Source organism: Kitasatospora sp. NPDC054768, from assembly GCF_053612025.1.
Window position 1 is genome coordinate 1 of the sequence record NZ_JBSHBN010000255.1, and the last position, 8,361, is coordinate 8,361.

The following is an 8,361-nucleotide window of genomic DNA, read 5'->3' on the forward strand; positions in this document are numbered from 1 at the left end:
AGGTCGTCCACCGGAAGTCCGACGTCCCCGGATTTCACGTGGTGAAAAGGCGGTGGGTGGTTGAACGGAGTCTGGGGTGGATCATGCAGCGCCGCTGGCTGGCCCGCGACTACGAGACACTGCCGACCAGCTCCGAAGCCATGATCCACATCGCCTCGATCGACAACCTCGCCAAGCGCATAACGGACGAAACCGCACCAACCTGGCGAGGAACCTACTAGGACATAAAGGGCAAACTACTCTCATCAAATGCCCTCTGAGACCTCGCCCTCTCCGATACGCCCATACCAGACCAACGAGCCGCAAAGCGGGAAGCAACACGTTGTTCCTCCGCAAGCCTAAGGGAGCGGCCCAACCGCTCTCTCTTCTCCCACGGCGCTCCCACCGGTCGCTGTGCCGCCAGCCCGAGGCAGGCAGGCGTCAACACGGTGAACCGCCAGGAGGAGAAGGATGCCGTGACTGCGTTCATGGAAATAGGAACGGAGGTATCACTCGCGGCGCAGCCACTGGAGGGCTGGGACGGCCCGGGAAATCGTCATGTCCGCTTCAGCGGACGCCCCGAGAAACGGGCCTGCCGAGGCAGGCACCTTCCCACGCGGTCGCCCCAACCGCCTCGTCATCACACTCACCTACACCCTGGGCTGCTTCAATGCGCCTGTAGTGCCCGAAGAGGTAGGCGACGAGGATCTTTGGGAGGCGCATCGTGTATGCGCGGCTATTGCGCGACCATGATAGCGTGCTGAGTGGTTAGTGATATTGGGCTCCTCAGCATGATGGGCAGTTCAGAGAATTTCCATAAAGGAACCCTGAAAATTGGTGCCGGCCTGGGTGGAATGCCCGGTGGTCGTTGCGGTGAGGGCAGCGGCAGGCTGAATGCCGGGACGGGCGGGTGTGCTCGTCGACGGGATCTGCGGGTTTGCTGGGTGTCCGCTGGTTCCTTCGAGGGGCGGCGTCCCGCTCGTGGGTGGGCACCAGGGCGCTGACGAGGGTCTCGTCCGCCACCAGATGTCGGCTGGTGCGGACCAGGGTCGGCGAGGGTTGTGGCGGTCGACGATCCCCGTCGGTCGCCGTACGGGATACATCGAAGAGCGGTGACAGCTGGGGCACCGCCGGTTTCGCCCGTAGTGCCCACCAGCAGACCCGGCCCTCCACGGGGCGCCCACACGGTTGGCCGGGCCTGGACGATTCCGGGCCCGGCCTCCGCAGTGCCTCACTGCTGGACAAGCCCCCGGCGGGACTGGTCCGAGCCCAAGTGCAGTTCGGTGAACACCTCGATGAGCCCACGCTGCTCCGCCGGCGCACCCGCACGAAAGCCAGCGCGGACCAGTCGGCAGGTTGCGCGACAACCTTGGCCAAGGGTGTTGTTGAAACGAGAACGAGAAGTTCTTGGTCCGACGAGATGGCAGCGGAAGCGTGCTTGGCGGGTAGGAGCAAATTTGCATTGTCGGACTTGGTCCGATGCGGATGCCAAACCAGTGATGGCTAAGCAGAAGGAGATGCAGAGATGATTGGGCATGCACCGCAACGAAAAGAAAAGTCCGCTCAGGCGGCATCGGCGGCACGAGCCAGGCAGACACGGTCTACCCAATGGCTCGATCTGGCCACGACTCGAGCGACCGAGGAGAATGTCGCGTACCAACAGCGTCGTCGCCTGGTCGAATCGGGTCTAGCATTTCTGGATCCCCTGTACCTGGGCTCCCGTCAGGCGTCAGTGCCTTCACTGCGCGGGGGAGGTGCGGGAGAACTGGATGAGTGGCTTGAGCAAGAAGACAGTAGAATCAGGGCAACCGACAAGCAGTTGTCTATTGCCGAAGACCGAGCGAAAGATGTAGCCCGTGCACTGGATCTTATCTATCCAGGGGCCGAGCAGTACCGGACCGGAAGTGTGGAACACGGGGATGCACTGTCCCCGCTGAACGACGTGGACCTGGGCGTCATTCTCACTGACCGCCCTGATCTAGGGCCGGGAAAAGACCAATCCGGTCCGCAAGAAGAGATGCGGAAGACCGCAGATAGACTCAAGGAGATCCTCGGAAATAAATTCCCGAACCTCACGGTCACCACGGAAGGAAAGCGGTCGATCATCCTCGACTTCGATCCGCAGGCAAATGGAGACTTCACATGTGACGTTATTTTGGCACTACCGGTCGAAGGGGGTGACTTGCTGATTCCCAATACGGATATCCCCGAAGGCTGGGACGTGAACGATCCAATCGGTCATGCCAAGCTACTCAGGCAGGCGAAGATCGAATCAAACGGGTCTCTGCAGCGCACGGTTCGCCTTGTCAAGCACTGGCGAGACCTCCACGGCAAGCCGCTCTATTCGTGGAATATCAAAACACTAGCCCTGGAGACGGGAAGCCAACCGATATCCCCCTTCGAGGGGCTGCTCCGCTTCTTCTCCAATGCGGTCCGCTCGATCATGGAAGGGCCGACTGAGAATCCTGGAAGCATGAATTATCCACCGCCGACCGTCGCCGTGGACCGCTTCGAGGCCACTGCGCTCCTGCTCGAAGCTCGGGACACCGTTGAGCGTGCTCGGATCTTTGCCTCGTACGGTGACATGGATAGAGCCAAGTCGGAGTTGCGGCGGCTTTTCACATAGCAATCCTGTGCTTGACCTGACAGGTCTCCGACCAGTTCGTCGAGACCGGCATGTTACGGATCCACCGGTAGGACTGTTCGCGGTTCAGGGAGGCCTGGCTCTGCCGGGGTAGGACCGTTGGCCAGGCGCTCGATGGAGCGGTCGGTCATGCCGAGCCGCCGCCGAATCGAGCGGCGATTGCGGCAAGCGGCCGATAGGGCGGCCACAGGGTGTCCCACCACCTGGCGCTCGCCGTCAGCGGGCAGCCGTAGGCCGTGCCGGCCACCGTGGTGTCCGGCACGAAGGCCAGGGCGGCCAGGAATCCGGGCTTGCGGGTCTGGGAATGGAACCGCTTGAAAGCCCGGTCGACGTCGGCCAGGGTGGCCTCGCCGTACGGCGGCTCAGTGAAAGCTTCGGCGAACACCAGGCGCCGCTGCTTCTCCAGCAGCAAGATCTGTCGATCCGGTCAGCAGCGCGGGCGATGGCACGCGGTTGGTCCGCGCACCGGAGGCGGCCGATCCGTCGGCCCACACGCGTGGCAGACAGCACCGCGCCGACCTCGACCACGACACGTCTGCGCTCCACGGGGCCATGATGCCCTGTCACCGCGGCCACCGGCTGCGGGACTACGTGCAGGAGCGCCTGTCGGGTCAGGTCCTCTGCGAGGACGGGACGGCGCTCGGGCCGGAGGTCGCGCCGTTCAAGGGGCAGAACAAGCCGCATCGGGGAGACCGCCGGTGGGCCACGGCGTGGAGTCCGGAGCAGATCGCCAACCGATTGAAGGTCGACTTCCCCGATGATGAGTCCATGCGCATCTCGCACGAGGCGATCTACCAGGCGCTGTTCATCGAAGGCAGGGGAGCGCTCAAGCGCAAGTTGGTCACGTGTCTGCGCACCGGCAGGGCGCAGCGGGCGCCCAGGGCCCGATCCCAGCGCAAGGCCTGGGCGCACGTCACGCCCGAGGTGATGATCAGCGAGCGGCCGGCCGAGGCCGATGACCGCGCTGTGCCAGGGCGCTGGGAGGGCGACCGTGCGACACGAAGCTGCACGAGTTTGAGTGGACTGACCGATTGGAGAGGCGGCTGATGAGGCCGTAGGTGCCGTCACGGGTCCGTGTCCGTATGACCCGTCCCCGCCCTTGACGTGCGACGCCGGTAGCGGCGTGGTGCGAAGCTCGGGGGAAAGCCCAAGGACTCCTGTTCCGCCTTGCGCGACGTCTTCAATGCGATAATCTACGTCAACCGCACGGGAATCCCCTGGAAGTATCTCCCGCACGACTTCCCCAACCACGCACCCCCGTCTATGCCTACTACGCTGCCTGGCGTGACGAGGGAATATTCACCCAACTCAACTACGACCTCACCGGACTGGCCCGAGTAAAGGAAGGCCGCAAACCCGAGCCGACCGCCTCGGTGATCGACACCCAGAGCGTGAAGACCTCCACCAACGTGCCCCTGACCAGCCAGGGAACTGATGCCGCGAAGAAAATCGTCGGCCGGAAGAGGGGCATCCTCACCGACACCATCGGACTCATCCTCGCCGTCGCCGTCACCGCCGCGAGCCTGTCCGAGAATGCCCTGGGAATACGCCTCCTCAATCAGGCCAAGAAGACCTACCCGAGCATCTCCAAGAGCTGGGTCGACACTGGCTTCAAGAACGCAATGATCGAGCACGGCGCAAGCCTCGGAGTCGACGTCGAGGTCGTCCATCGGAAGTCCGACGCCCCTGGATTTCACGTGGCGAAAAGGCGATGGGTGGTCGAACGAAGCTTGGGGTGGATCATGCAACGCCGCCGTCTCGCCCGCGACTACGAGACCCTCCCGGCCAGCTTCGAAGCCATGATCCACATCGCCTCGATCGACAACCTCACCAAGCGCATAACGGACGGGACCACACCAACCTGGCGAGGAACTTACTAGAATATAAAGGGCAAACTACTCTCACCAAATGCCCTCCCAGACAGGACGCTCGGTAAATACGCTGACGGCAGCGTGCTGTACTAGAATTCGACATCCCTCATCGGATATTAATTCCGGTAAACTTTCGGTGCTTCCGAGTTGGCGGCTCTCCTGCATGGAGCGGGTACACATAGTTCTCGTAGTTTTTGAAGAGCAGCTCCGGCAGCTCGGGAAGGTCTTTGACGGAATGCACAGCAAAGCTCAAAGAATCTTTTTGCGATCCCGCCTCGCCAGCAGTACTGTCCAGCAAATAGAATTGGGCATAGTATCCGCCAGCGGGTCCTCCAACGAACATGGTAAAGAGCGGATTTGCATGCTCGGGGGCCTCGGAGACCCAATGTGACTCGATGTTGTCAGCCATCAGGTCACCGACCACGAAGTCTTCTCCGACAATCAACTTCTTCCCGAGCAGCGAGGGCAGCGAGAAGGCTGGATTATTCTCAGCTTGCGTGTATCTTTGCGCGATCAGGCTCGCCAGCTCTTCCCGCGAGGATGCCACTCCCGAGAATTCACTCTTCGCTGGATAAACCTCCTGCCCGGAAGTTTCGAACAGTGGCCCCGAGTACCCCTCAAGCGCGCTATCGATGCCCCGGACTTCGAAGCTCATTACAGGCCCCTTATTTCCGGCGAGGCTTTCCTCTCTGTAGAAGAATTCAAGAAAGTATTCGGCATTCTCAATCTCATTGCGGATGATGAATAGTGGCTCTTCCCACTCGGGTTCCCCTTGCGCCCAACTTGCCACAATTGGATCTGGCGCCAGATCATGGACTGTAAAGTCCTCCCCGGCCACAACATCGCCGTTCTCTGGTCCGCAAAGCCAGAAGGCCATATGCTTTCCGCTTAGCTCATGCTTGCTCTCCAGGGCTTTGACAAGACTTTCCCGTGACGAGGCACGCCCAACGGGCTGCCCCGTGTAAGGGTAAACCTGATCCCCACCAGTTACGAAGAGCTGACCGGAGTAGCCCTCGGGGAGCATGTCAGCGTCATGGACAAGGAACTCTGGATCATCTCCGACATCGCTCTCCCAGTAGTAGAACTTGAGATACTCCCGAGCGCCATCAATATCTTGGTTATAGACAATGAAGAGCAGTCCCAAGGCGGGCTCCCTGTCCACCCAGCGCGCAAATATGGGTTCCGGCGCCAGGCCATTGACCGTAAAGTCCTCCCCGGCCACCACCTTGTTCTGATCGCTGAACTGGCCAAACAGGTAGAAGGCCGCGTGGCTCTTGCTCAGCTTGTATCTGTTCTCTAGGAGCTTAGCCATTCCCTCCGGCGACGTAGCATAGCCGGTGGCGTTCTCTGTATGTGGATAGACATCTTGACCGCGAGTTTCGAAGAGTGGCCCTGTATACTCGCCGGGGAGATCATTTACGCCGTAGACTTGGAAATACCACTCGAGTTCTTCTCCGTTAGTTGACTCTTCGTTGTAGTAGGCTCGGAAAGACTCCTCGAGGCTTCCTTCGGCAATGGACTTTTCTTCCCGTCGATAGTAAAATAGAAGGTAGAATGAAGCGTCCTCAATATCATTATTGATGACGGCGAAAGCAGGCTCGCCGACCGGGGCTTGCGGCATCCAAATCGCGTTGATCGGTTCAGGCTCTAGGTCAATGACTTCGAAGGCCTGGCCAGCCACCACATCACCGTTCTCTGGCCCAAAGAACGAGAAAGACCTTAGGTCGGGCACTCCGTACATCCGGTGAGCGCGGTGTCTGATACTGTATTGCATGACTTTGGTTTTCGCTGCTACAGAAAGCTCGGCAAAGCTCTTCGATGTTTGAGGCGGTGGACCCTGAGCTTGCAGCTGCAACGCCTCGTTTTCTGGCGCACCGTGGTGCTCGGCCTCAGTTTCCCATTCTGCTATTTGAAGAATGCTAGCGGCTGCTCCGTTTCCGACCGTTCTCTGCAGCGCGCTGAGCGCATTACCTGCAGTGCGCTCAGACTTCCCTCCGCGACCGGATCTGGCCGCCTGTGTATCGTTTGAATCTTTCCGGAAATGTTCTCGACGAGGCATCTTATGCTCTTTTTCAATAGACCATAGGCAGCGTACCTCCGGAAGGCGCTTCACATTTAATTCGAAGCCCGGTGGTGCTACTAAACAACTATCGCATAGGTTTCGACCCATCGCTATCTCGGCTGATCGCCATCGGGCAAGTTAGCTTCCCTAACCTCGATCTTGCATGACGGCTCGTCAGCTTGGCTGGCGGGCCGCGTCTGCTTGTCCGGGCTGAGTTTTATGCCTGTAGACAGACCGAGGGCCCGACTGTCGCGTTGGGTGGGCGCCGGGTTCCACGTCTCCGGAAGTGGTCCGCTGCTCGTCGGATGGGGCGATGTCGCTGGTCAGCCGGGGTCGGGTCTGCACAAAGAACGGTGTAACTCCCGATCAAGGAAGTAGCACCTGATGAAGGAAGTGACCGTCTCGGCCGAGGCCGTGGAGGCCGTGCGGCCGGCGGAGTTGCAGCCGGCCGCCTTGGACGACCAGCTGATCGGCCAACTCGTCGACCGGGCCCGTGCGAGCGGGCTGCAGCTCACCGGCGCCGGAGGCCTGCTCCAGCAGCTGACGAAGAAGATCCTGGAGTCCGCACCCGAGGGCGAGATGACGGACCACCTCGGCTACGAGAAACACGATCCGGCCGGGACCGGCAGCGGGAACTCCCGCAACGGCACGCGGTCGAAGACCGTGCTGACCGAGGTCGGCCCAGTCGAGATCGACGTTCCACGGGACCGGGAGGGCTCGTTCGAGCCGCAGCTGGTCCGCAAGCGCCAGCGGCGCCTGTCCGGGGTGGACGAGATGGTGCTCTCGCTGTCCGCCCGCGGCCTGACGCACGGCGAGATCTCCGCGCACCTGGCCGAGGTCTACGGCGCCGAGGTCTCCAAGCAGACCATCTCCACCATCACCGACCAGGTGATCGAGGGCATGGCCGAGTGGCAGAACCGCCCCCTCGACCCGGTCTATCCGGTGGTCTTCATCGACTGCGTCCACGTGAAGCTCCGCGACGGCCAGGTCGCCAACCGGCCGATCTACGTGGCGCTCGCGGTCACGGTCGAAGGCACGCGGGAGATCCTCGGGCTGTGGGCCGGCGACGGCGGCGAGGGCGCGAAGTACTGGCTGCACGTCCTGACCGAGATCAAGAACCGCGGCGTCGCGGACGTCTGCATGGTCGTCTGCGACGGCCTCAAGGGCCTGCCCGATGCCATCGGCACGGTCTGGCCGCAGGCCGTCACCCAGACCTGCATCGTCCACCTGATCCGGGCCTCGTTCCGCTACGCGGCCCGTCAGGACTGGGACAAGATCTCCAAGGCCCTCAAGCCCGTCTACACCGCGCCGACCGAGGACGCCGCCCTGGAGCGGTTCGTCGAGTTCAGCGAGGCCTGGGGCAGGAAGTATCCGGCGATCGTGCGGCTCTGGGAGAACGCCTGGGCCGAGTTCGTGCCGTTCCTGAGCTTCGACATCGAGGTCCGCCGGGTCATCTGCACCACGAACGCGATCGAGTCCGTGAACGCCCGCATCCGCAAGGCCGTCCGCTCGCGCGGGCACTTCCCGAACGAGCAGGCGGCCCTGAAGTGCGTCTACATGGCGGTCATGTCCCTCGACCCGACCGGTGACGGCCGCAAACGCTGGATGACCCGCTGGAAGGCCGCGCTGAACGCCTTCGAGATCACCTTCGACGGCCGACTCTCCGCCGGCCGCCGCTAACTCAACCCAACCGAGTTACACCGTTCACTGGGCTCTGTCTCGTAATCGGTGGTAACGAAGCGTGACCGGCGTCGTTGGCAGGTCATGCGAGATGCCAATGCGCTTGTGGGGACGGTGTTTTCCGG

General features: G+C 61.8%; 5 protein-coding genes and 2 pseudogenes. 5 read left to right on the plus strand and 2 right to left on the minus strand.

Features of this window, described 5'->3' with window-relative positions; translation table 11 throughout:
• Together ACWGKU_RS39235 and ACWGKU_RS39240 are read left to right on the plus strand one after the other, a co-directional pair.
• Window positions 1–221 (plus strand): transposase (locus tag ACWGKU_RS39235; RefSeq protein WP_452180900.1); only part of this gene is annotated, 221 nt, incomplete at its 5' end.
• A gap of 1,283 nt (window positions 222–1,504) precedes the next feature.
• Window positions 1,505–2,605: a hypothetical protein gene (locus ACWGKU_RS39240; RefSeq protein WP_401053604.1), complete on the plus strand. Its 1,101-nt coding sequence runs from the start codon at window positions 1,505–1,507 to the stop codon at window positions 2,603–2,605.
• Window positions 2,606–2,750: 145 nt separating this feature from the next.
• On the opposite strand, the gene ACWGKU_RS39245 is transcribed toward ACWGKU_RS39240, so the two are convergent.
• Window positions 2,751–3,035, minus strand: coding sequence for a hypothetical protein (locus tag ACWGKU_RS39245; protein ID WP_331768734.1), 285 nt, complete (start codon window positions 3,033–3,035; stop codon window positions 2,751–2,753).
• Between the two features lie 164 nt (window positions 3,036–3,199).
• Between ACWGKU_RS39245 and ACWGKU_RS39250 the strand changes: the two are divergent.
• Both ACWGKU_RS39250 and ACWGKU_RS39255 read left to right on the plus strand, forming a co-directional pair.
• Window positions 3,200–3,613 (plus strand): annotated as a pseudogene (locus tag ACWGKU_RS39250) (transposase); the annotation flags it as partial.
• Window positions 3,614–3,787: 174 nt separating this feature from the next.
• Window positions 3,788–4,503: pseudogene (locus tag ACWGKU_RS39255) on the plus strand (IS5 family transposase); the annotation flags it as partial.
• A gap of 97 nt (window positions 4,504–4,600) precedes the next feature.
• Here ACWGKU_RS39255 and ACWGKU_RS39260 read toward each other — a convergent pair.
• Window positions 4,601–6,268, minus strand: coding sequence for a hypothetical protein (locus ACWGKU_RS39260; RefSeq protein ID WP_452180901.1), 1,668 nt, complete (start codon window positions 6,266–6,268; stop codon window positions 4,601–4,603).
• 672 nt (window positions 6,269–6,940) lie between these two features.
• Between ACWGKU_RS39260 and ACWGKU_RS39265 the strand changes: the two genes are divergently transcribed.
• A complete protein-coding gene (locus ACWGKU_RS39265; RefSeq protein WP_452191786.1) occupies window positions 6,941–8,236 on the plus strand; it encodes an IS256 family transposase in 1,296 nt (431 codons plus the stop codon).
• Window positions 8,237–8,361: the final 125 nt, after the last annotated feature.